This is a genomic window from Sphaerisporangium sp. TRM90804 (assembly GCF_029846175.1).
Lineage (GTDB): Bacteria > Actinomycetota > Actinomycetes > Streptosporangiales > Streptosporangiaceae > Sphaerisporangium.
On sequence record NZ_JARWAC010000003.1, the window covers coordinates 42,371 to 66,838 of the forward strand.

At 74.3% G+C, this 24,468-nt stretch carries 15 protein-coding genes; 6 read left to right on the forward strand and 9 right to left on the reverse strand.

Going from position 1 to position 24,468, the window contains the following annotated elements:
- Positions 1-80 precede the first annotated feature (80 nt).
- The gene (locus tag PYR91_RS03380) at positions 81-263 is read left to right on the forward strand and encodes a DUF397 domain-containing protein (RefSeq protein WP_347942863.1); all 183 of its coding nucleotides are present in this window, start codon (positions 81-83) and stop codon (positions 261-263) included.
- 160 nt (positions 264-423) lie between these two features.
- On the opposite strand, the gene PYR91_RS03385 is transcribed toward PYR91_RS03380, so the two are convergent.
- The 9 genes from PYR91_RS03385 to PYR91_RS03425 all read right to left on the reverse strand — a co-directional run bounded on the left by PYR91_RS03385 (position 424) and on the right by PYR91_RS03425 (position 10,774).
- Positions 424-1,506 carry a hypothetical protein gene (locus tag PYR91_RS03385; protein ID WP_279777425.1) on the reverse strand — a complete coding sequence of 361 codons (1,083 nt, stop codon included), beginning with the start codon at positions 1,504-1,506 and terminating at the stop codon, positions 424-426.
- 344 nt (positions 1,507-1,850) lie between these two features.
- Complete coding sequence (locus tag PYR91_RS03390) at positions 1,851-2,804, reverse strand: NAD(P)-dependent alcohol dehydrogenase (protein ID WP_279777426.1); 954 nt, start codon at positions 2,802-2,804, stop codon at positions 1,851-1,853.
- A gap of 222 nt (positions 2,805-3,026) precedes the next feature.
- The gene (locus PYR91_RS03395) at positions 3,027-3,488 is read right to left on the reverse strand and encodes a hypothetical protein (RefSeq protein WP_279777427.1); all 462 of its coding nucleotides are present in this window, start codon (positions 3,486-3,488) and stop codon (positions 3,027-3,029) included.
- Between the two features lie 231 nt (positions 3,489-3,719).
- Positions 3,720-4,184, reverse strand: coding sequence for a 2Fe-2S iron-sulfur cluster-binding protein (locus PYR91_RS03400; protein WP_279777428.1), 465 nt, complete (start codon positions 4,182-4,184; stop codon positions 3,720-3,722).
- Complete coding sequence (locus PYR91_RS03405; RefSeq protein ID WP_279777429.1) at positions 4,181-5,119, reverse strand: FAD binding domain-containing protein; 939 nt, start codon at positions 5,117-5,119, stop codon at positions 4,181-4,183. Before PYR91_RS03405 ends, PYR91_RS03400 begins: the two co-directional genes overlap by 4 nt.
- The gene (locus PYR91_RS03410; protein WP_279777430.1) at positions 5,116-7,416 is read right to left on the reverse strand and encodes a xanthine dehydrogenase family protein molybdopterin-binding subunit; all 2,301 of its coding nucleotides are present in this window, start codon (positions 7,414-7,416) and stop codon (positions 5,116-5,118) included. Before PYR91_RS03410 ends, PYR91_RS03405 begins: the two co-directional genes overlap by 4 nt.
- 41 nt (positions 7,417-7,457) lie before the next feature.
- Positions 7,458-8,207 carry an SDR family NAD(P)-dependent oxidoreductase gene (locus PYR91_RS03415; RefSeq protein WP_279777431.1) on the reverse strand — a complete coding sequence of 250 codons (750 nt, stop codon included), beginning with the start codon at positions 8,205-8,207 and terminating at the stop codon, positions 7,458-7,460.
- A gap of 258 nt (positions 8,208-8,465) precedes the next feature.
- Positions 8,466-9,908, reverse strand: a complete 1,443-nt coding sequence (locus tag PYR91_RS03420; protein WP_279777432.1) for a wax ester/triacylglycerol synthase family O-acyltransferase — start codon at positions 9,906-9,908, stop codon at positions 8,466-8,468.
- A 98-nt stretch (positions 9,909-10,006) separates the two neighbouring features.
- Positions 10,007-10,774, reverse strand: a complete 768-nt coding sequence (locus tag PYR91_RS03425; RefSeq protein WP_279777433.1) for a TSUP family transporter — start codon at positions 10,772-10,774, stop codon at positions 10,007-10,009.
- A gap of 972 nt (positions 10,775-11,746) precedes the next feature.
- On the opposite strand from PYR91_RS03425, the gene PYR91_RS03430 reads away from it, so the two are divergent.
- The 5 genes from PYR91_RS03430 (at position 11,747) to PYR91_RS03450 (ending at position 24,459) form a co-directional block, all read left to right on the forward strand.
- On the forward strand, positions 11,747-12,022 hold the full coding sequence (locus PYR91_RS03430) for an MbtH family protein (RefSeq protein ID WP_279777434.1): 276 nt from the start codon (positions 11,747-11,749) through the stop codon (positions 12,020-12,022).
- A gap of 57 nt (positions 12,023-12,079) precedes the next feature.
- Positions 12,080-13,063, forward strand: coding sequence for a TauD/TfdA family dioxygenase (locus tag PYR91_RS03435; RefSeq protein WP_279777435.1), 984 nt, complete (start codon positions 12,080-12,082; stop codon positions 13,061-13,063).
- Positions 13,060-14,046, forward strand: coding sequence for a TauD/TfdA family dioxygenase (locus PYR91_RS03440; protein ID WP_279777436.1), 987 nt, complete (start codon positions 13,060-13,062; stop codon positions 14,044-14,046). The genes PYR91_RS03435 and PYR91_RS03440 overlap by 4 nt, the downstream gene beginning before the upstream one ends.
- A 130-nt stretch (positions 14,047-14,176) precedes the next feature.
- The gene (locus tag PYR91_RS03445; RefSeq protein WP_279777437.1) at positions 14,177-20,392 is read left to right on the forward strand and encodes a non-ribosomal peptide synthetase; all 6,216 of its coding nucleotides are present in this window, start codon (positions 14,177-14,179) and stop codon (positions 20,390-20,392) included.
- Positions 20,389-24,459 (forward strand): amino acid adenylation domain-containing protein, encoded by a 4,071-nt coding sequence (locus PYR91_RS03450; protein ID WP_279777438.1) that lies wholly within the window; start codon positions 20,389-20,391, stop codon positions 24,457-24,459. The genes PYR91_RS03445 and PYR91_RS03450 overlap by 4 nt, the downstream gene beginning before the upstream one ends.
- The last annotated feature ends 9 nt before the right edge of the window (positions 24,460-24,468 follow it).

The following is a 24,468-nucleotide window of genomic DNA, read 5'->3' on the forward strand; positions in this document are numbered from 1 at the left end:
AGGTGCCTTCGGCGCGCCCTTTCTCGGCGAGACTCGCCGACCCAAGACAGCACCGCTTCGCGAGCAAGGCACTCGTGGCCGTGTGGGGGAAAAGCTCTCGCAGCGGCAACAACGGCGGTGAATGTGTGGAGGTCGCCACCGACCTTCCCGGCGTCGTAGCCGTCCGAGACGGCAAGAACCCGACCGGCCCCGTACTCACCCTCACGCCTGGTGGCTGGAGAGCTTTCCTGGGCGACGTGAAGTGCAGCCGGTTCGTCCCTTGAGGTTCCTGACGTGGAACGACCGGCGGTAACCCGTGCGCCCCCGAATCCCTCGCCTGCGCGGCGAACCGATGCCCGGTGGGGGCAGGGGCGCCCTGGGAAGGCGCGCCGAAGGCACCTTTTCGGGGACGGGCGGGTGAATATCGCCTTCCGCTGGTGAGGGTCAGCGGGTGGGGCGGCCGTAGTCGTAGGGGAGGGCCTGGAGGCGGTCTACGGGGATCTCGCTGAGGACCACGTACTTCTCGGAGCCGTCGGGGACCAGGTCGTCGGGGTCGAAGAGGGCGGTGTACGGGTCCACGCCGCCGTTTTCGGCCATGTACGGGCGCGGGTCCTCGGCGTAGGTGACCAGGGCGCCGCCCTTGTCGGTCATGATCAGGCCGTACTCCTGCATGGCGCGGGCGATGGTGCGCGCGGCGGGGCTGGTCAGGGTGGAGACGTCGAACGTGGGGTCCAGCCGGAAGCGCTGCCCCTCGCAGGGGATGTCCTCCCCCTCGACGAAGCCGTCGTCGCGCGTCGCGGGCCAGGCGTGGCAGCCGGCCCTCGTGCGGACGGTGACGATGTTGAGCGCGTGGTCGATGCGTCCCCGGCGCAGCTCCTCGATCCGGATCGTGAACGCCCCGAACGGCAGGCCGGTGGCCGTCGCGCCGAGCGGGTTCTCGAAGATCCCCGGGTTCTTCGAGTAGTTCTCGATCTTCCCGCCCCAGCACGCGGACCACTGCCCGGCGGCGTCCCGCTCGGCGCGCCAGAAGTCCCAGTAGGTGTCCGTCGACGGCTGGTAGATGGTGACCGACGCGTCCGTTCCCTGGGACACCAGCATGTCGTCCGGCGTCGGGACGGCGGCGAGGCTGTCGGCGATCACCGGTGCCAGCTCCGGCAGGTTCAGGCAGTCGGAGAACTTCCAGCGCTTCTTCGGCGTCCGGCGGCCGACGTGGTAGATCGGCGTCGAGTAGGTGTCGGTGTTGATCGCCCAGGAGCCGTAGTTGTTCTCCTTGTCGGACTTGATGTTGTTCACGATGGCCTGCGAGTTGGGCGCCAGCGGCACGTGCCGGGGCAGCCGGGTGTTCCACGGGCCGCGCGGGGAGAACCCGTTGGTCGGCCGGTGGTGGCCGAGGGACGGGCGGGGGTGGCCGGCGGGCGCGCGGGCGGCCGCTTCCGCCTGGTCGGGCCCGCTCGCCAGCGAAGGCTGGGGCGAGAGCACGGCCAGGGACAGGGATACAGCCAAAGCTACGGGGATCGCACGCTTCACGCCTCTGCGCATGACGGATCAGACCCTTCCCACGCCGGAGATTGGATGGCACCGTCCCCGATCCCTAGAGACTGGTTCGCGCGCGCGAAGGAGACAAGGGCCGCCCCCGCACGACCGCCCGACCTGCCGTTGACCCCGCCCACCTGCTGAAAGTTTCACCGCCCGCCCGACCGCGCGAGGCGTGGGCGCGGTGGGCGTCGGGGTCGGCCGCTCGGGTGGTGGACGAGAAGGCGTCGGCGGCGAGGCCGAGGCCGTCGCCGCGCGGCGGGGCGATCTTCCGGTGGATCGGACACACCGCTCCGCCGGGACTCGCCGCAGGGTACCGATCTCGGCGGCGCCCGGGGTCACTCGACCGTGATGACGAGCTTTCCCGGCGCGTTGCCCGCCGCCAGGTCACCCACCGCCTTGGGGGTCTCGGCCAGGGAGTACGTGCGCCCGACGGCCGGTCGCACGGCCCCGGCCTCGATGAGGTCGCGCAGCGCGTCCAGGTCGGCGGTGCGGGTCAGCGCGATCAGCGCGTCCAGGCGCTGGCGCGTGAACAGGTTGACCAGCCGGGCGGCCAGCAGCCGGCCGAGCCCGCCGAACCACCGGCCGCCGCCCTCGCCGCCGACGAGAACGAGCCGGCCTCGCTCGGTGAGCAACCCGCGCAGCAGGGGCAGCGGCCGCATGCCCGCGATGTCGATGATCAGATCGTACGTGCCGGTGAGCGGCTCGCGCGTGTAGTCGATGACGGCCCGGGCGCCCAGCGACCGGACGAGGTCGGCCTTGGCCGTGCTGCACACGGCGGTGACGTGGGCGCCGCCGGCGACCGCGAGTTGCGTCGCGAAGCTGCCCACCCCGCCGCCGGCGCCGATGACCAGCACCTTCTCTCCGGCGGTGACCTGGCCGACAACCCGCAACGCCGTCACTCCCGACGTGGGTACGGCCGCCGCTTCGGTGAAGCTCAGGTTGGCGGGCTTGCGGGCGAGCTTGCCCTGGCGGGCGAGCGCGAACTGCGCGTACGCGCCGGTCGCCTCGCCGTACACCTCGTCGCCGGGGCGAAACGCGCTCACGTCGGCGCCGGCGGACTCCACGACGCCGGCGACGTCCATGCCGGGCACACGGTTGCGGGGCCGGCGCGGGCCGAAGGCGAGGCGGCCGATGAGCGGCAGCCCGGTCATGAGGTGCCACACGCCGTAGTCGACGCCGGCCGCGTGGACGCGGATCAGCACATCGTCGGCGCCGGGCGCCGGGATCGGGACCTCGCCGAGGCTCAGCACGTGGGGCGGGCCGTACTCATCCTGGATGATCGCCTTCATCGGGGGTCTCCTTCGGGGGGCGGGGTGCCGGAAGACGTCGTCGAGTCCGGCCCGGAACACCCGGGCGACGCGGAACGCCGTCTCCAGCGAGGGGGTGGCGACCCTGTTCGATCGCGATGACGGTCTGGCGGGTGACGCCGACCTGGTCGGCCGGCTCGGCCCGGGGCAGCTCGTCGTGGGCGAACCGCGGGGCCCGGATCACGTCGGCGACCCGCGTCGGCTTCACCACGTCTGGAAACCGCCCTTGCGGTACGCCATGATCTTGGCCAGCGAGCTGAGCACCGCGGAGAGCACGAACGCCAGGTAGACGGCGTTGGCGATCCAGAAGTGGCGCAGCTCGGCGATGGCCATGATCACCGCGGCGAGCGCGCCGATGACGACGATCGACTGCCCGATGCGCTCACCGACCTTGTTGATCTCACGGTCGCGCTCGTCGGTGCGGTCGGCGCCGTGGCCGCCCGCGACGGCCATCGCGATGGAGGCCACGATCGCGGCTGCGACGGCGCCGCCGATGGTCCACAGCAGGGTTCCCGCGTAGGCGACGTCGGCGAGCGGGCCGTCGCCGGCCCGGCGCAGGACGGTCACCACATAGATCGTGTACGCGCAGACGGTGACCACGATCGTCATCCAGGCGCGCTTCTCCTCGAAGGCCATGCCGCTCCCCGCGTAGAACAAGGCTGACATCGACCAATGTAAAGCGACACGGACATCATGTCAAAGATTCTTTACACCCGCAGGCGCAGGACGTAGTCGCCGAGCAGGAGCCCGCCGCTCCAGCCGTCTTCGATCGAGAACGTCGTGAACCCCTTCGCGCCCACCGGGTACCGGTGGGGGCGGCGCCTCACGGTGACGAAGGCGCGTGAGCCGTGGGCGGCCTCCCGGCGCCGGCCACGGCGGCGCGACCATGCGCGGGGGTCACTCGGACGCGGCGCGCAGGATCGCCCGGTGGATGGGCTCGTAGCCGGTGCAGCGGCACAGGTTGGAGCCGACCAGGGCCCGCACCCGCTCGGGGTCGGCGGCGATGGCGGGGTCGGACTCCAGGGCTCCGGCGGCGAGCATGAGGAAGCCGGGCGTGCAGAAGCCGCACTGGAGGGCGTGTTCGGCGGAGAAGGCGCGCTGAAGCGGATGGGGAGTGCCGTCGGGGCCGGCGAGCCCCTCCACGGTGCGGATCGCCCGCCCGTCACACTGCACGGCCAGCAGCAGGCACGAGCGGACGGCCTCGCCGTCCACCAGCACGGTGCACGCCCCGCACACGCCCTGCTCGCACCCCAGGTGCGTCCCGGTCAGGCGGCAGTCCTCCCGCAGCACGTCGGCGAGGACCCGCCGCGGCTCCACGTCCAGCGCGTGGTCCCGGCCGTTCACGGTGAGCGTGATCCTCATGGGCGGTCTCCCCCTGGCCGGTCGTGGCCCGTGTGCGCCGCCAGGTCGGCCGACGCCTGGCACAGCGCCCGTCCCACCAGTACGGCGATGACGTGCCTTCGGTACTCCGGATCGGCGTACGGCTCGGGGACGGGACGGGCGTCCCGCTCGGCGGCGATCCGGCCCGCCCTGGCGAACGGGTGCTCCGGCGGCGGGCGGCGCCCGGCGACGGGCGGGCCCGCTTCGGCGCCGGCCAGCGAGCGTTCGGCGGCGTGGGCGCGCAGCGGCCGGTCGGCGCAGTTGGCCAGCCCGATCCTCGCCTCGGCGATCACCCCGTCGCGCACGGTCAGCGCCGCCGCGACGGCCACCTGGGCGAAGCAGAACTCCGTGCGGCGGTGCTCGACGAACGCGACGCCCGTGGCCGGGCCGAGCAGGGGAAGCCGCACGGCGGTGATCAGCTCCCCCGGGACGCGCGCGGTGGCGTGCGCGCCGTGGAAGTAGTCCCCGGCCGCGACGGTGCGCGCGCCGGCGGCGCCGCGCAGTTCGATGGCCGCGTCCAGGGCGAGGGCGACGGCGCACCACTCGGACGCCGGGTGGGCCCACGCCAGGCTGCCGACCACGGTGCCCCGGGCGCGGATGGGCGGGTGCGCGATGTGGACGACGGTCAGCGCGAGCAGCCGGCCGAGCGGGCCTGGCGCCGCCGCAGGGGACTCGAACACGCGGTGGCGGGCCAGGGCCCCGACCTCCAGCGCGCCGTCGCGCACCCGCACCTGGTCGAGGCCGCCGACGCCGTTGACGTCGACCAGCAGCCCCGGGCCGGCGCGTCCCAGGCGCATGTCGAGGAGGAGGCTCTGGCCGCCGGCCAGGACCTCGGCCCGGCGGCCGGGGTCGGCCAGCGCGTCCACGGCCTCGGGAACCGTGCTCGGCGCGAGGTAGTCGAAGGCCGGGAGCTTCACCGGTCGTCGCCCGCCTTCGGGGCGCGTGCCGCGCGCCACACGACGTCGGGGGTGAGCGGCATCCGCAGCAGGCCGGGGTCGGCGACCCGCAGCGCGTCGGCGACGGCGTTGACGACGGCCGCCGGGGTGCCGATGCATCCGGACTCCCCGGCTCCCTTGGCGCCCAGCGGCGTGACCGGGCTCGGCGTGCTGGTGCTCGCGATCTCGATGGGGGGAACCTCGGCGAACGTCGGCAGCAGGTAGTCCAGCAGCCCGTTGGGCAGCAGCGGCGCGCCGTCGTCGTCGTAGGGCACCCCCTCGTACAACGCCTGGCCGATGCCCTGGACGGCCGAGCCGAGCGCCTGCCCGTGCACCGCCGCCGGGTTGAGCGCCACGCCGCAGTCGTCCACCGCGACCAGCCGCAGCACGCGTACGGCGCCGAGGTCGACGTCGACCTCCACCACCGCCGCATGGGTGCCGAACGGGAAGGCCATGCCGGAGGTGCACCGCTCGTCCACGCGCAGCGGCCCGGTGGCCCTCACCAGCTCGCCCAGGCCCAGGGTGGGCGCGACGCCCCGGGCCGGGCGCAAGGTGCCGGCCGACCAGAGCACCTGGTCGACCGGCAGCTCCCACAGGGTCGCGGCCCGCAGCCGGGCCTGCTCCACGAGCGTCTCGGCGGCCCGTCGCAGCGCCGCGCCGCCGATCTGCGCCGTGCGGCTGGCGAACGAGCCCATGCCGTCGGCCACCTCGCCGGTGTCCCCCTCGATCAGGCGGACGAGCGCGGGGTCCAGGCCGAGGGTGTCGGCGACCAGCGCGGAGAAGGTCGTCTCGTGGCTCTGCCCGGTGGAGGCGCTGCCGCATCGGGCCACCACCGTGCCGTCGGGGCACGCTTCGACGCCGCCGAACTCGTGCAGCCCGCCCGGCTCGCCGCCGGAGCGCTCCACGTAGCAGGACAGGCCGATGCCCAGCGGCGGCGCGTCCGGGTCGGCGCGGCGCCGGTCCCGCTCGGCCCGCCACCGGTCGTAGTCGAGGGTCCGCAGGGCGAGAGCGAGGGCGGCGGCGTAGTCCCCGCTGTCGTAGCGCCGGCCGGTCGGGGTGTCGTACGGGAAGCGGCCGGGCGGGATGAGGTTGCGCCTCCGCAGCTCGGCCGGGTCCATGCCCAGCCGGCGGGCCAGCTCCTCCATCGTCCGCTCCAGCGCGGTGGCCGCCTCCGGCCGGCCGGCGCCGCGGTACGGGTAGGTCATCATCGTGTTGGTCAGCACCGAGCGGACGGTGGCGTGCACCAGGGGGGTGGTGTAGGGCCCGGTCGCCATCTTGGCGGTCTGCATTGGCAGCCCGGCCCCGAGGTGCGGGTAGGCGCCCACGTCGGCGTCGATGGTCAGCTCGTACGCCAGCAGGCGGCCGTCGGCGTCGGCGGCGAGCCGCACCCGCTGGTCCTGGCCCCGGCCGCGCGTCGCGACCAGCTGCGACTCCAGGCGGTCCTCGATCCACCGGACCGGCCGGCCGAGCATCGCGGCCAGGTAGGCGACGACGACGTACTCGGGGAAGGTGGCGCTCTTGGACCCGAAGGCGCCGCCGCAGTCGGGCGCCACCACCCGGATCCGCCCCGCGGGCCACCCGAGGATCCCGCTCAGCTCGCGGCGCAGCCGGTGCGGCATCTGGTGCGAGCACCACACCGTCAGCTCCTGGCCGCGGGGCACGGCGAGGAAGGCCCGGCACTCCATCGGGGTGGGCAGCAGCAGTTGCTGCCGGTAGCACGCCTCGACGACGACGGCCGCCCGCCGCCACACCGCCTCGTCGATCGGCGCGCCCGCCGAGCCTTCCAGCGCGACGTTGCTCAGGCCGTCGAACAGGGCCGGGCCCCGCAGGGCGGCGGCGGCCGTCACCATGGCGGGCAGCGGGTCGACGCGGACGCCGACCCGGGCGGCGCCGTCCTCGGCGCGGTAGCGGTCCTCGCCCACCACCACGGCGACCGCCTCGCCCGCGTAGCGCACCCGCTCGGTCACCAGGGAGGGCCACTCGCGGCCGGCCACGGCCTCCGCGCTGGTCAGGGTGGTGAGCAGGACGGGCTCGTCCGGCGGACCCGAGGCCGGCAGGCCGGGCGAGGGGAGCCCGGGCAGGTCGGCGGCCGACCAGGCGCCCAGCACCCCGGGCGCCTCCAGGGCGGGGGCGCAGGTCACCTCGCGCAGCTCGCCGTGCGCGACCGCGCTCCGGACGAAGGCCGCCTCCAGGCATCCCGGCGCCTCGATGTCGGCGACGAAGCGGCCCCGCCCGGTGAGCAGCCGCTCGTCCTCGCGCCTCGCGTAACCGTGCGGCACAGCACCCTCCGTGGTCGGCCCCCCTGGTCCCCGGCCCGCTCTCAGACGGCGACCCGGCCCCCGTCGACGGCCAGGACGGTGCCCTGGACGAACGAGGCGGTGTCCGCGGCCAGGAAGACCACCGCGTCGGCGATCTCCTCGGGCCGCCCCGCGCGGCCGGCGGGGGCGAGGTGCACCTGGTGGTCGAACTCCTCGCCCATGGCCTCGACGCCCTCGGTGCGGATCGTCCCGGGGGCGACGGCGTTGACCCGCACCCCCCGCGGCCCGAACTCGGTGGCCCAGGCCTTGGTGAGCAGTTCCAGTGCCGCCTTGGTCGCCCCGTACAGCGCTCCGCCGGGCATGGCGAAGCCGGCGGCCATGCTGCTCAGGTTGATCACCGCGCCCTGGCCCCGGTCGGCCATCGCGGGCGCCAGGGCCGCGACGAGGAAGAAGGGGGCTTTGACGTTGACGGCGAAGGTCTGGTCGTAGACCTCCTCGCTGGTCTCCTCGGTGCCGGTGAACGGGTAGATGCCGGCGTTGTTGACCAGGATGTCCACCCGGCCGCCCGACGCGTCCAGCGCCTCCCGGGCCAGCCGCAGCACCGACGCCCGGTCGGTCAGGTCGGCCTGGACGAAGACCGCCCGCCCGCCGTCCCGCCGGATCTCCTCGACCACCGCGTCGCCCCTGGCCGCGTTCCTGCCGCTCACCACCACGCCGGCGCCGTTCGCCGCCATGGCGGACGCCACCGACCGCCCGATCCCACTTGTGGCCCCTGTGACCAGCGCGTTCTTGCCTTCCAGACAGCCAGACATGCCGCCTCCACGTCGTGAAGCCCCGCTTCCAGCCCCAAGAGTCGCGCACAGCCCCGGCGCGACACGGTTCGCCTAGAATTTTATTCGGCGACGAGGAAAGCCCTGCTCTGCCCAGCCTCTACAGGACGCAAATCACCACAAACCCCGCAACAGGGAGACAGGTGGTGTCTCCCTGTCCTCGTGACAAGGCTCGTCGTCCTGGTGACCAGGCTCGGCCCGAGCGGCCGGACGAAACCGCGCGGGCGCCCCACCCCGGTGTCAGGAGGACGGGGTGAGGGTCTTCAGCTCCTCCAGGGCGTCCTTCAGGTGGGCGGTGAGGGCCCAGACGTCGGGGACCATCTTGCGGTCGGCGACGATGCCCACGGCTATGCGGCCGTTGTAGGAGAAGGCGGTGATGTTGAGGCCGCCGCTGGCGTCGGTGACCACCGACACGGGGTACTGGGCCAGCAGGCGGCGGCCGCAGACGTACAGGGGGATCTGCGGGCCGGGGACGTTGGAGACGATCAGGTTCACGGGCGGCGTCGTCTGGGAGATCAGGCTCAGGGCGGCGCGGTCGGCCAGGCCCGTCAGGGCGGCGGGCATGCTCTCGCTCAGGTGGCGGAGCCATCGCGCCGAGGCCAGGTTGAAGCGGTCCTTGATGCGGCCCATCGCCTTGTGGACGGCCTGCAGGCGCTCGCGAGGGTCGGCGATCTGCGTGTCCAGGGACGTGATCATGAGCGTCACCTGGTTGCCGGGGGCGTCGGCGCCCACGTCGCGCAGGGAGAACGGCACGCCCGCCACCAGCGGCTCGTCGGGCAGGGCGTCGTGCTCGATCAGCCAGCGCCGCAGGGCCGTGGCCGCGAGCGTCATCACGACGTCGTTCACGCTGACGCCGAAGGCGTTCTTCACCCGCTTGACGTCGTCCAGCGGCAGGTCCACGAACGCGAACCGGCGGTGCGCGGACACCGGGCCGTTGAACGGCGTGCGCGGGACGGTGAGCCTGGGCAGCTCGGGCACCTCGTCGCCGCCGCCCAGCCACCGCGACAGGCGCCGGGTGGCCCGGGACACCGGCACCGCGCCGGGCATCCGGGAGACGATCGGGATCTCGTCCAGGCGGGGCGCGGCCAGGACGAGGAAGCGCAGCAGGTGCGCCGGGTTGGTGACGAGCCGGGCGGCGGTCCTGACCAGCATCTCGACCGTCTCCGGGCCGTGCTCGGCCTCCGGCGCGTCGGCCGGCTCCTCACCGCTCGGGCACTCGGAGGGGCCGAGGTCCATGAAGGCGGCGAGCACGTCGGCGCCCATCATGCCGTCGATCGCGGCGTGGTGGAGCTTGACGTACAGGCCGGTGCGCCCGCCCTGCAGGCCGTGGATCAGGTACATCTCCCACAGCGGGTGCCCGCGGTCGAGCCGCCGGGCGTGCAGCCGCGCCACCTGCTCGCCGAGCTGCGCGTCGTCGCCCGGCGCGGGAAGCGCAAGCTCGCGCACGTGGTAGTCGAGGTCGATCGTGTCGTCCTGCACCCAGTACGGATGGTCGAGCCCGAAGGGCACCGACATCATCCGCTGCCGCAGCGGCGCGACGCTCGCGGAGCGGTGCCGGACGAGCCGCACGAGCTCCTCGCGGGTCAGCGGCCCGTCGAGGATCGACAGGCCGGCGATGTTGGCGACGTTGGTCTCGGTCTCGAAGTTGAGGAACTGCGCGTCGAGCGCGCTGAGCTGCCGCACCTGCTCATCCCCTTCCCCGGCGCCGTCGCCGTGTCCCGTTCATCTTGCCCCCTTCCCGGACGGAGCGCTGCGCACCCGTCCGCCTCGCGTGTTTCCGGTCATCGGAACTGGTCGTAGCCGAGCTTGAGCACGGTGGCGGTCACCACGACCAGCAGGACGATCCGGACGAAACCGGAGCCGCGCCGCAACGCGGTCCTGGCGCCCAGCACGGCGCCCGTCACGTTCGCCACCGCCATGGCGGCGCCCAGCAGCCACAGCACGTGGCCCTGGGCGGCGAACACGATGAGGGCGCCGAGGTTGGTGCCCACGTTGACGACCTTGGCCAGCGCGGAGCTCTGCAGGAACTCCATGGACAGGAAGCTGGTGAACAGGATGATCAGGAAGGTGCCGGTCCCGGGCCCGAAGACCCCGTCGTAGAAACCGATGGCGCACCCGCCCAGGCCGATGACGGCCAGCCGGCGCCGCCGGGAGACGCCGTCCGCCCGCGGGAGCGCGCCGAAGCTCGGCCGCAGGGTGACGAAGAGCGCGACGGCCAGCAGGAGCACGATGACGAGGCCGCGGAACCACTCCGCGGGCACGCTGGACGCCGACAGCGCGCCCAGCCCGGCTGACGGCACCGCCAGCGCGGCCGCGGGGACGGCCACCGAGCGGTCCGGCCTCGTCCGCCGGGCGTAGGTCACCGCGGCGGTGGCGGTGCCCGTGATCGCGGTCAGCTTGTTCGTCCCCAGCGCCGTGGCCGGCGGGATCTGCGGCAGCACGATCAGCAGGGCGGGGATCATCAGCAGCCCCCCGCCGCCCACCACCGCGTCCACCCAGCCGGCCGCCAGGGCGGCCACGACCAGCATGACGACCTCGCTCGCCTCCACGATCCCCCGATCTCCGCCCGTTCCACCCGATCACGACCCGCCGAAGTGTACGGTCACGAGCTTCGCGCGCACCCGGGCCCCCGGACGACCGCCGCCGGCGACCAGGACCGCGGCTCCCGGACGGGTTTGCCACCGGCCACTCGGGCGGTCGGGCGGTGGTCGGGGGGACCGCCGCCGGTACCTCCGGGCGGGTGGTCGAGCGGACACGGCGCGTCGACCGGCCGGACATCCGGCGGCATCCCTCCGATCGGCGGGGGGCTTTACCGTCCGGCCGTAAAGCGGCGGACGCAGCGTCGCGCCGCCCGTTTCCGGCGCCGGCCCTGCCGCCGGGGAATCGGCCGGCCCGGCGACGGCGGCGGTCTCGGTGACAGGCCGAAAACACCCGGACCGTTCTTCACGCCGTGCCCGCGGCGTGGACGCCGGCGTCCCGCGCGGCGGCGCCCGGCCCGGGTCAAGGCAGGACGGCACATCGCCCGCGAGGCGTCGGTCACATCGCGGAGGCGGAGGTCCGCCGTGGTGGGGCACACCCGGCTCAAGAACACCATCCCTCCGGCCGGGACCACCCTCACCACGCGACGCACTTCGGAGGAACCCCGGCGGTGAGGGCCGCCGAAACGCTTTCAATGGGTTATGCCGAAACTCGCCGAGTGGTCGCCCGGCCGTCTATAACGCGCCCGACCGGCGGTGGACATTCACCGTGGACTCCGCGCGCATAAAGGGCCGTCCGGGCCGGTGGGAAATGAAATTCGGACAGCGGCCGGAATTCACGAACGCTTAAAATTACCGCTTGACGGTCCGGCGCGGCCGCCTGCATGCTAGGCCCGCAAGCGCAGCATCGGGGGATGCGCTCTGATCCGGGAGGCAGTCTGCCAATCTTTCGGCACTGATCCGTGCCGTGCGTGTCTCTCCTTTCCAGCGGAGCCGGCCCTTTGTCATGCCCGCCGGTCTTTTTCGTCGCCTCAGGGAGTTCCTTTGACGAACCCATTCGAAGACCCCTCCGCCTCGTACGTCGTGCTGGTCAACCACGAGGCGCAGTACAGCCTCTGGCCCGCGGAACAGGCCGTGCCCGCCGGTTGGAGACCGGCCCGGGGGCCGGGAACGCGGCAGGAATGCCTCGACCACGTCGAGGCGAACTGGACCGACATGCGTCCGCTGAGCCTCCGGCACGCGGCGCCGTCCTCTCGTCAGGACGCCGCGCCCGCCTCGGCCGGCTCCACCGATTTCCCCTCTAATCTGGCAGGGAATTAGATGAATGTGAAAGGGCGCCTGAGAATACGCTCCGCCGCGCCCATCGCCGAAGGTGACATGTTCACCTCCGCCGTCGCGCCGGACAGCGAAGGCCTGCTCACCGTCGTCCAGCCGCGGGCGGCCCGCCTTTCCGCGCCGGAGATGATGAGGGCGCGGCGCGAGGAGTTCGCCGGCGAGCTCCACCGGCGCGGCGCGCTGCTGTTGCGCGGGTTCGGCGTCGCGGGGCCGGAGCAGTTCAACGAGGTGGTCCAGGCGTTCTCCGCCGACCTGCTGGAGTACTCGCACCGCTCCACCCCGCGCACCAAGGTCTCGGGCGGCGTCTACACCTCGACCGAGTACCCGCCCGACCAGGTCATCCCGCTGCACAACGAGCTGTCGTGGACGCATCACGCGCCGCGCTACCTGTGGTTCTGCTGCCTGCGGCCGTCCGCCGCCGGTGGCGCGACGCCCATCGCGGACACGCGGAGGCTGCTGCGCCTGCTCCCCCGGGAGCTGGTGGCCAGGTTCGCCAGGCACGGCGTCCTCTACGTGCGCAACTACTACCCCGACATGGACCTGCCCTGGCAGGAGGTGTTCGGAACCGACAGCAAGGCCGAGGTGGAGACCTTCTGCCGCGCCGAGGGGATGGAGTGGGAGTGGGTCACCGACGACCACCTGCGCACCCGCCAGCTCTGTCACGCGGTCGTGGAGAACCCGGACACCGGTGAGCTGTCCTGGTTCAACCAGGCTCACCTTTTCCACCACACCCGGGTCGGGGCCGAGGGCGCCGCGTCGCTCATGGCCATGTTCGGCAAGGAGAACCTGCCGCGGAACACCTACCTGGGCAACGGCGAGGACATCACCGCCGAGGACCTCACGGCCATCCGGGCGGCCTACGACCAGGTGCTCTACCGCTTCGCCTGGCAGGCCGGGGACGTGCTGCTGGTGGACAACCTGGCCTGCGCGCACGGCCGGGACACCTACGAGGGTCCGCGCCGGGTCGTCGTCGCCATGACCGACTCCGTCGACTGCACGCGGATCACCGCGCGGGAACTGCCATGAGGCTCCAGATCGCCAAAGCCGCGACGATGCGGGTGTCCAGCGCGAACCTGGTCGAGGTCGACACGGCCGAGGACGGCAGGCTGCACCTGGTCACGGCGACGGGCGCGGGCGACCTCGCCGAGTGGGCCGCGCACAACAGGGAGCGCGTCGAGGAGCTGCTCCGCCGCACCGGCGCCGTGCTGTTCCGGGGCTTCCCCCTGGCGCGGGAGGCCGCGTTCGAGGCGGTGGTGCGGACGTTCAGCGGCGACGCCCCGTACCTGGTGCAGGACCAGAACACCCACAACCAGTTCGTCACCGACCACGAGAACGTCTGGTACCACAACGACTACTGCGACCGTGTCGCGTGGCCGCGTTACCTCGTCTTCTGGTGCGAGCAGACCGGCGCCTCCGGCGGCCAGACGCCGTTCGCCGACTGCGCCCGGGTCTACCGCGACCTGCCGCCCCACCTCAGGCGCCGTTTCGAGACCCAGGGGTGGGTGCTCCAGCGCCGTTTCCACCCCGGCATCGGGGTGGACGCCAAGGGCTACTTCAAGACCGCCGACCCCGCCGAGATCCGCAGGCAGGCCCGGCTGCTCGGCGCGTTCGACCAGCGGTGGAGCGGCGACGTGCTGACCGGCTTCTCCGCGCGGTTCTCCCCGGCGGTCGGCCACCCGGTCACCGGCGAGCAGGTCTGGGCCAACAACCTGCTCTTCAGCAACATCGCGATGGTCGAGGAGACCATCCGCGACCGGCTGCTCGGGGACTACTCCCCCGACGAGCTGCCGGTCACCACCTTCTGGGGAGACGGCGCCCCCGTCTCCGATCGGGACATCGCCGAGCTGCGCGACGTCTACCTGGCCAACGAGGTCTGCTTCGACTGGCGCCAGGGCGACGTGCTGCTGCTGGACAACATCCGCTGCGCCCACGGGCGCAGGCCCATCCTCGGGCCGCAGCGGGTGAACGTCGGGGTGTGCGACTTCCACACCAGGCTCAACGCCATCTGAACGCCACAGGACACCGGTAGGGATCATCACAATGACGGTAGACGCGCCCCCCTCTTCCTTATCCCGGATAGAGGGCTACGCCATCTCCCCTGTCCAGCGCGACATCCTCCGCCGCCTCGCCTGGCCCTCCGTGCTGACCGAGGACATCACCGCCCACATCCACATCCCCGTGCCCGTGGACCGCGCCGCTCTGGAACGTGCCTTTCTGGACACCGCCCGATGCCACGACCTCCTCAGATCGGACTTCCAGCAGATTCCCGGCATGGCCGAGCCCGCGCAGATCCCCCGCCCCATCCCGGCGGTGGAGCTGACCGAGCAGGCCGCCCCCAACCCGCTGGTGGTCAACGACACCTTCGTCCTGCGCCCGCGGCTCACCGAAGGCGACGACGGCGCCACGCTCGTCCGGCTCAGCCTGCCGCGCTTCCTGGCCGACCCCGCGTCGCTGGGCAGGGCGGCGCGGGAGCTGGCGAGCGCCCTGGGCCTGGCTCCGGCCCTTCCCGACGAGGAGCACCCGCAGTACGCCGACGTGGCCCAGTTCCTCACCGAGGCCGGCGAGGACGCCGAGGCCCGGCTCTTCTGGCGGCAGGAGACGGCGCGGGCGCGGGACGCCGTCCTGCCGGCCGTCGGCTACGACGAGGGCCGGGTCCACGAGCTGCCGTTCACCCTCGACCCCGCCGTCAACGCCGCCGTGTTCCGCGCCGCCGCCCACCACGGATGCTCCTACCAGGACATCGTGCTGGGAACGTTCCACGTGCTGCTGCGGCGGCTCACCGGCCGGGCGGTCACGGTCGCCGTGGAGTGGTCGGCACGGGAGGCCTATCCCGAGCTGGCCGGGGTGTTCGGCCCGCTGTCCTTCGACGTGCCGGTGACGGTGGACGCCGCCGACGGCGCCGACTTCACCGCCTTCCAGGCCCGCCTGCTCGACCACCTGGGACGCGTCGACGAGCACGCCCTGGCGTTCCCCGCGTTCGCGGCCGGGGAGCCGGTGAGCGCGCCGCGCTTCCAGGCCGGCTTCAGCCGCGCGCGGGCGGCCGCGTCCGCCACGGGCGTCACCCTGCGCGTCGAGGACGCCGACCCGCGCTCGTACGACCTCGCGCTGTCGTGGACCGACTTCGCCGAGGGCTCCTGCCTGATCCGCTTCCGCGCGGAGCGGTACGCCGAGCAGGACGCCGAGCTGTTCTTCGACCGCCTGCAGGCCCTGCTGGCCCGGGTGTGCGCCGACCCGTCCGCCGACGTGGCGCGCGTCCCGGTCATGTCCGAGGAGGAGCGCCACCGCACCGTCGTCGCGTTCAACGCGACCGACCGGCCCTTCGACGCCGAGTCCACCGTCGTGGACGGCTTCCTGCGCCAGGCGGACGCCAGGCCCGGCGCCGTCGCCGTCCGCACGGCGACCGCGTCACTGACCTACGGCGAGCTCGCCGGCCGGGCGCACCGCATCGCGGGCTGGCTGCGGGCGCACGGCGTCGGGCGCGGCGACTTCGTCCCGCTCCACCTCGACCGCCGGCCCGACGCGATCAGTGCCATGATCGGCGTCGCGCTCACCGGGGCGGCCTACGTGCCGCTGAACACCGCACTGCCCCCCATGAGGATCAACTCGGTGGTGGCCCGCCTGGCGCCCAAGGCCGTGATCACCTGCCAGGCCTGGGAGGACACGCTCTCGTTCCCGGACGCCGCCGCCGCGCCCGCGCTCCTGGTGGTCGACCCCGGGGTCGACGAGCTACCGGCCGCGCCCGCCGTCCCGGCCCGGCCGGCCGGCGACGACGTCGCCTACGTGATCTTCACTTCCGGCTCGACCGGCGAGCCCAAGGGCGTCGTCGTCGCCCACAGGCGCCTCGCCAACCTCGTCGACTGGATCAACCGGACGCAGCGGATCGGGCCCGGCGACCGCGTACTGCTCGTCACCTCCTTCAGCTTCGACCTGTCGGTGTACGACGTCTGGGGGTCGCTCACCGCCGGGGCGTCGATCCGCCTGGCCGACGAGGCGGAGCTCGCCGACCCCGAGCGGCTGGCCGACATCCTGTGCGGCGAGCCCGTCACCGTCTGGGACTCCGCCCCCGCGGCGATGCAACGGCTCACCCCGCTGCTCGCCGCGCGCGGCGACGAGCTGAAGCGCGCCGCGCTGCGGCTGGTCATGCTCTCAGGCGACTGGATTCCGGTCACCCTGCCGGCCGAGCTCAGGCGCCGCTTCGCCGACCCGGTGATCCTGGCCATGGGCGGCGCGACGGAGGCGACCATCTGGTCCAACTACCACGTCGTCGGCGAGGTCCCCGCGCGCTGGCCGAGCATCCCCTACGGCAGGCCCATGCAGAACTGCCGGTACTACGTGCTGGACGCCCACGGCGAGCCGCAGCCCACCGGGGTCCCGGGCGAGCTGTACATCGGGGGCGTGTGCGCCGCGGACGGCTACTTCGGCGACCCCGGGACCACCGCGGAGCGGTTCCTGGACGACCCGTTCGTCCCGGGCACCCGCGACCGCATGTACCGCACCGGCGACATGGTGCGGCACCTGGGCTCCGGCGAGCTGCAGTTCCTCGGCCGCGAGGACGACCAGGTCAAGATCCGGGGACACCGGATCGAGATGGGCGAGGTCGCGGTCGCCGCGCGCGCCCACCCCGCGGTGAAGGAGGCCATCGTCCGGAACGTGCGCGAGCCGGACGGCGCCAACGCCCTGGCGCTGTACTGGCTGCCGCGGTCGGCCGAGGCCAGGCTGGAGCACGCGGGGCTGCGGGCCTTCCTCGCCGACCTGCTCCCGGCGTACGCCATCCCCTCCTACTCGGTCCGGCTCGACCAGATCCCGGTCACCGCCAACGGGAAGGTCGACTACGCGAACCTGCCCGACCACCGCGCCCCGGCGGGGCCCGCCGAGGCGCCCGCCACCGCCACCGAGGCGGCCGTGGCCGCCATCTGGCAGGACCTGCTGGGACGCCCGGCCGCCGGGCTCACCGAGCAGTTCTTCACCGCGGGCGGCCACTCGCTCGCCGCCGTGCGGCTGCTTACCCGGCTGCAGTCGGAGTTCGGGTGCCGCGTCCGCATGCCCGACTTCATCGCCGACGCCACCATCAGGGGGCTCGCCGCGCTCGTCGACGCGGCGGCCGCGGCGCCCGCCAGGCCGGCGCTGCGGCGCGCCCGCCCGGCGGGACGGCCGGTCTCCCCCGGTCAGCGGCGCATGTGGTTCCTGGCCCAGATGGAGGGGCCGAGCCCGACCTACAACATCCAGCAGGCGGTGGACCTGCGCGGCGCCCTCGACCCTGGCACGCTGCGCATGGCGCTGGCCGACCTCATGCTCAGGCACGAGGTGCTGCGCACGACCTACGCCGAGTCCGACGGCGAGGTGACGCAGCACGTGGCGGGCGTCGACGAGATCCAGCCCGTCCTGGAGGTCGTCGACAGCGCCCCGGACACGGTCGGCGCCCAGGTGCTCAAGGCGTCGCGTCACCTCTTCGACCTGGCGGCCGAGCCGCCGATCCGGGCCTGGCTGTTCACGGTCGCGCCCGACCGCCACGTGCTGCTGGTGCTGACCCACCACATCGCCAGCGACGGCACGTCCGAGGGCATTCTGCTGCGGGACCTGACGGCGGCCTACGACGCTCGGGCGGCGGGCCGGGCCCCGGGCCGGCCGCCGCTGCCGGTGCAGTACGCCGACTACACGGTCTGGCAGCGCGACGTGCTCGGCTCGGCGGACGACCCCGGCAGCCAGCTCAGCCAGGAGCTGGCGTACTGGCGGCGGGCCCTCGACGGGCTGCCGTCCGCGCTCGACCTGCCGTTCGACCGGCCGCATCCGGCGGTGCCGACCCACCGCGGCGACCGGGTGACGTTCCGCCTGGACGCCGGGCGGCACCGGGCCCTGCGCCGGATCGCGCAGGACAACGAGTGCACGCTGTTCATGGTGCTGCAGGCCGCCACCGCCGCGCTGCTGCACCGCCTGGGCGCCGGGGACGACCTGCCGATCGGCACGGGCGTGGCCGGCCGCACCGACGGTGCGCTGGACGACCTGATCGGCTTCTTCATCAACACCCTGGTGCTGCGCACCGACGCGTCGGGCGACCCCTCCTTCACCGAGCTGGTGCGGCGGGCGCGCGCGACGGCCCTGGACGCCTTCGCCCACCAGGACATCCCGTTCGACCGGGTGGTCGAGGACCTGGCGCCGTCGCGCTCGCTCGCGCGCTCCCCGCTGTTCCAGGTCATGCTCATGCTGCGGACCGACGTCGTGACCTCGGTCGCGATGGCCGGGACGACCGGCACGGTCGAACCGGTCAACGCGCGCACCGCGAAGTTCGACCTGCTGATCAACGTCTCCGAGCGGTCCGAGCCGGACGGCGGCGCCCTCGGGCTCGACGTCATGCTGGAGTACGCCACCGACGTCTTCGACGCGGCCACGGTGCGGCGGATCGCCGACGGCCTGGTGCGGCTGCTCGACACCGTGATCGCCGACCCCGGCGCCCGCCTGGCCGGCATCGACCTGCTCGACGACGCCGGGCGGCGGGAGCTGGACGCGTGGAACGCCACCGCGCGGCCGGTGCCCGACGTCACGCTGCCGGAGCTGCTGCGCGCCCAGGTGGAGCGGACCCCGGACGCCGTCGCCCTGACGTCGCAGGACGGCGACCTGACCTACGCCCGGCTCGGCGAGCGGGTGAACCGGCTCGCCCGGCTGCTGGCGGCCGAGGGCGCGGGCCCCGAGCGGGTGGTGGCGCTGGCGCTGCCGCGCTCGGCCGACCTCGTCACCGCGCTCCTGGCGACGGTGCACGCCGGTGCGGCGTACCTTCCGCTGGACCAGGACCTCCCGGCCGACCGCATCGCCTACATGCTCGGCGACGCGCGCCCGGCGCTGGTGGTCACGACGGCCGAACGCGCGGGGCGGCTGCCGGGCGGGCACCGGCTGCTGGTCGTGGACGACCCGCGGGTGCGCGAGAGGCTGGCGGCCACGCCGGCCGGGCCGGTGCTCGACGACGAGCTCCTCAGCCCGCCGTCGCCCGGCCACCCGCTGTACGTGATGTACACCTCCGGCTCCACCGGCCGCCCCAAGGGCGTCGTGGTCCCGCAGCGCGGCGTCGTCAACTGGCTGACGTGGATGCAGGCCGAGTACGGCCTCACGCCCGACGACCGCGTGCTGCTGAAGACGCCCGCCGGGTTCGACGTCTCCGTGCGCGAGTTCTTCTGGCCGTTCCTGCACGGCGCCACCCTGGTCGTGGCCAAGCCCGAGGGGCACAAGGACCCGGTCTACCTGGCCGAGCTGATCCGGCGGGAACGCGTCACGACGGCGCACTTCGTGCCGTCGATGCTGGCCGTGTTCCTGCAGGAGGCCGCCGCGTCCGGCTGCACGACGCTGCGCCGGGTGCTCTGCAGCGGCGAGGCGCTGCCGGCCGACCTGGCCGGGCAGTTCCGTGCCGCCTTGGACGCCGAGCTGCACAACCTGTACGGCCCCACCGAGGCGTCGGTGGAGGTCAGCTCCTTCCGGTACGACCCCGGCGCGGAGGCGACGGCGGCGAGCGTCCCGATCGGCCGGCCGGTGTGGAACACCCGCCTGCACGTGCTGGACGCCCGGTTGCGCCCGGTGCCGGTGGGGGTCGCCGGCGAGCTGTACCTGGCGGGCGCGCAGCTCGCCCGGGGGTACGCCGGCCGCCCGGGACTGACCGCCGAGCGGTTCGTCGCCGACCCCTCCGGCGGCCCGGGAGAGCGGATGTACCGCACCGGCGACTGGGTGCGCCGGCGCGGCGACGGCTCCGTGCAGTTCCTCGGCCGCGTCGACGACCAGGTCAAGATCCGCGGGTTCCGCGTCGAGCTCGGCGAGATCGAGGCGGCGCTGCTCCAGGACGACGCCGTCGCGCAGGCGGTCGCCGTGGTGCACGAACGCCGGCCGGGGGACCCCCGGCTGGTCGCCTACGCCGTCCCCGCCGCCTCGGCCGCCGCCGACCCGGCGGACCTGCGCGCGCGCCTGCGGCGGCACCTGCCCGAGTACATGGTGCCGACCACGATCACGGTTCTCCCCGCCCTGCCCCGGACGGCGAGCGGAAAGGTGGACCGCAAGGCGCTGCCCGCCCCCGACCTGCCGTCCGAGGGCACCGGCCGGGCGCCGCGCGACCCCGGGGAGGAGACCCTGTGCTCGTTGTTCGCGGCGGTGCTGGGGCTCACGCGGGTCGGGATCGACGACGACTTCTTCGACCTCGGCGGCAACTCCCTGACCGCGATGCGCCTGGTCAGCCGGGCGCGTTCGGCGCTGGGCGTCGAGATACCGGTGCGGGCGCTGTTCGAGACCCCCACCGTCGAAGGCCTGGCTGGGCACCTGGGCGCGCGGGCGCCGCGACGCCCCGCCCTGCGGCCGATGCCGCGGCCGGAGGAGGGGCCGTGATCCCGCTGTCCAGCGCCCAGCGGCGCATGTGGTTCCTCGACAAGCTGGAACCCGGTGAGGTCTACACGATTCCGACGGTCCTGCGCCTGTCCGGCGTCCTGGACGTCGCCGCGCTGCGGGCGGCCCTGTGCGACGTGGTCGCCCGCCACGAGGTCCTGCGCACGGTGTACCCGCAGGACACGCGCGGGGTCCCCTTCCAGCGGATCATCCCCGCCGCGCGGGCGCGGCCCGAGGTCGAGTCGCGCGAGGTCGTCCCGGCGGCGCTGGACGCCGCGCTGGCCGAGTACACCGCGCGCGGCTTCGACCTGGCGGCCGACCTCCCGCTGCGCGCCGGGCTGTTCACGCTGTCGCGGACCGAGCACGTGCTGGTCCTGCTCCTGCACCACATCGCCGCGGACGGCTGGTCGATGGCGCCGCTGGCGCGCGACCTGTCCACGGCCTACGGGGCGCGCCGCGAGGGGACGGCGCCGGGGTGGCTGCCGCTGCCGGTGCAGTACGCCGACTACGCGCTGTGGGAGCGCGAGATGCTGGGCGACCCCGGCGACCCGGGCAGCGTCCACGGCCTCGCGGTCGCGTACTGGGCGAAGCGGCTGGCGGGGGTGCCGGAGCGGCTCGAACTACCCACCGGCCGCACCCGCCCGGCGAGCGCCACCGCGCGCGGTGGCGCCGTCCACTTCAGGCTGGACGCGCCCCTGCACCGGGCGCTGCTCGCACTGGCGGGCGAGAACCGGGCCAGCCTGTTCATGGTGCTGCACGCGGCCCTGGCGGCGCTGCTGTCGCGGCTGGGCGCGGGGACCGACATCCCGATCGGGACCCCGGTCGCCGGCCGCACCGACGAGGCGCTCGACGACCTGGTGGGGCTGTTCGTCAACACCCTGGTCGTGCGGGCCGACACCGGCGGGGACCCGTCGTTCCGCGAGCTGCTGGGCCGGACGAGGGCCACCGCGCTGGACGCGATGGCCCACCAGGAGCTCCCCTTCGAGCACCTGGTGGAGGCCCTCAACCCGGAGCGGTCGGCCGTGCGCAACCCGCTCTTCCAGGTGATGCTCGTCGTGCAGAACCACGCGGCGGCCCGCTTCGACCTGCCCGGCCTCACCGTGCGCCGGGAGCCCGATCGGACGAGCACCGCCAAGTTCGACCTCACCCTGTCGGTGACGGCCCCGCCGGAGCCGGACGGCCGCGCGGCGGCGCTCGACGCCGAGCTGGAGTACTCACTCGACCTGTTCGACGCGGAGGGGGCGGCGCGGATCGCCGACCGCTTCGTTCGGCTGCTGACCGCCGTCGCCGCCGATCCGGACCTCCCGCTCGGCGAGCTGGAGATCATGTCGGCGGCCGAGCGGCGCCGGGCCGCGACCGGCGGGAACGACGCCGGGCCGCCGCCACCCGCGGCCTCGCTGCCGGAGCTGTTCCGGGCCCAGGTGGAGCGCACGCCGGACGCCGTCGCCGTGTCGGGCGGCGGCGCCGAGCTGACCTACGCGCGGCTCGACGCGCGGGCCAACCAGCTCGCGCACCGGCTGCTACGGCTGGGGATCACCCCGGAGACGCCGGTCGCGGTGCTGATGGAACGCTCGGCCGACCTCGTCGTCGCCTCCCTGGCCGTCCTGAAGGCGGGCGGCTGCTACGTCCCCCTGCACCCGGGGAACCCGCCCGGCCAGCTCGCGTGGGTGACGGCCGACGCCGGGGCCCCGGTGCTGCTGACCGACCGGGCCTTCGCGGCGCGGCCGTTCCCGCACGCCGCCGAGGTGGTCGTGGTGGACGCCGACCCCTCCCTGGCACGCGAACCGGCCGGCGATCCGCGGGTGCGCGTCCTTCCCGGGCAGTTGGCGTACGTCATGTACACCTCGGGCTCGACCGGGCGGCCGAAGGGCGTCGGCGTCGAGCAGCGGGCGGTGGCCGCGTTCGCCGCCGACCGGCGCTGGCGCGGCGGCGCGCACCGGCGGGTGCTGATGCACTCGCCGTACGCCTTCGACGCCTCGACCTACGAGATGTGGGTGCCGCTGCTGGCCGGCGGCCGGGTGGTCGTGGCACCGCCCGGGGACCTGACGCCGCACGTCCTGGGCGGCCTGCTGGCCGAGCGGCGCGTCACCGGGATGTTCCTGACGGCGGGGCTGTTCAGGGTGGTCGCCGAGGAGCTTCCCGCGTGCTTCTCGGGCCTTCGCGAGGTGTGGACCGGCGGCGACGTCGTCCCGCCCGGCGCGGTGGCCCGGGTGCTGGAGGCTTGCCCGGGCACCACGGTCGTGGACGGCTACGGCCCCACGGAGACCACGACGTTCGCCACGAGCCACGCGGTGCGCACGGTCGCCGAACTGGAGGAGAGCGTGCCGATCGGCGGCCCGATCGACGCCATGCGCGCCTACGTGCTGGACGAGAGGCTGCGCCCGGTGCCCGACGGGGTCGCGGGCGAGCTGTACCTGGCGGGTGCGCAGCTCGCCCGGGGATACGCCGGCCGCCCCGGGCTGACCGCCGAGCGGTTCGTCGCCGCTCCCTTCGGCGCGCCGGGGGAACGCATGTACCGCACCGGCGACCGGGCACGCCGCCACGCCGACGGCACCCTGCGGTTCCTCGGACGCGTCGACGACCAGGTCAAGATCCGCGGGTTCCGCGTCGAGCTCGGCGAGATCGAGAACGCCCTCACCCGCCGTCCGGACGTCGGACAGGCGGTGGCCGCCGTCCACGAGCACCGTCCGGGAGACCACCGGCTGGCCGCCTACGTCGTGCCCGCCGCCGCGGCCGGGCCCGACCCGGGCGACCTGCGCGCGTACCTGCGGCGCCACCTGCCGGAGCACATGGTCCCGGCGACGATCGTGTCCCTGCCCGCCCTGCCGCTGACCGGCAACGGGAAGGTCGACCGGAGGCGGCTGCCCCGGCCCGTCCCGGCCGTCGCGGCCGGCGCGTCCCGGCGGCCGGGCACGCCCGCCGAGGCCGCCATGGCGCGGATCTTCGCCGACGTGCTGGGCGTGCCGGAGGTCGGCGTCGAGGACGACTTCTTCCGGCTGGGCGGCCACTCGCTGCTCGCCGCGACGCTGATCACCCGGGTGCGCGCGGCGACGGGCGCGCCGCTGGGCATCCGCGACCTGTTCGACGCGCCCACCGCCGCCCTCCTGGCCCGCAGGCTGGGCTCCGGGGCGGGCGGCGGCGACCCGCTGGCCGCCCTGCTGCCGCTGCGCGCCGAGGGCGACCGGGCCCCGTTGTTCTGCGTCCACCCGGCCGCGGGGATCGGCTGGGTCTACTCCGGGCTGCTGCGCCATCTCGACCCGGGCACGCCGCTGTACGCGTTGCAGTCACGCGGTCTCACCGACCCCGCCGCGCTGCGCTGGGGGATCGCGGACATCGCGGCCGACTGCGTGCGGCTGATCCAGTCGGTCCAGCCGTCGGGGCCGTACCACCTGCTCGGGTGGTCGTTCGGCGGCGGCGTGGCGCACGAGGTCGCGGTCCTGCTGCAGTCGGCGGGCGAGCGCGTCGACCTGCTCGTCGTCCTGGACGGCTACCCGGCGGTCGAGGCCGCCGGGCGCGACCGTGCCGTCTCCCCACGCGATCCCCGGGTGCTGAGCCGCCTCGCCGGGTCGCTGGGGATCGACGACGTCGGAGAGGAGCCGAGCCTGGAGGTGTTCACCGCGACGGTCCGCCGCCCGGGCAGCCCGCTGGAGAACCTGCCGCCCGAGGCGGTGACCGCGCTGACCGAGGTCTTCGCCCGGAACTGGCAGATCGCCGGGTCCGTCACCGGCGCCGCCTACCGGGGCGACCTGGTGGTCTTCGCCGCGATGAAGGAGCGGCCCCCGGACGTGCCGGACCCGGGGGTGTGGCGGCCCCACGTCGACGGGAACGTGGTCGTGCACGAGACGCCGTCGACGCACGGCGCCATGATGCGGCCGGACGCCCTGGCGCACATCGGCCCCGAGGTGGCGCGGCTGCTCACCGCGCTCCGCGAGGAGCGGCCGCTCTCCCCGCCGCGGGCCGACCGCACGCCGGCCGCCGGGCCCTGCGCCGGACCGCCGGGCGAGGCCGCCCGCCCGGCCACGAGCCGGGGCCCGCGACAGGCGCCGGCGGCCGCGCCCACCACCCACTAGCCCACTGAA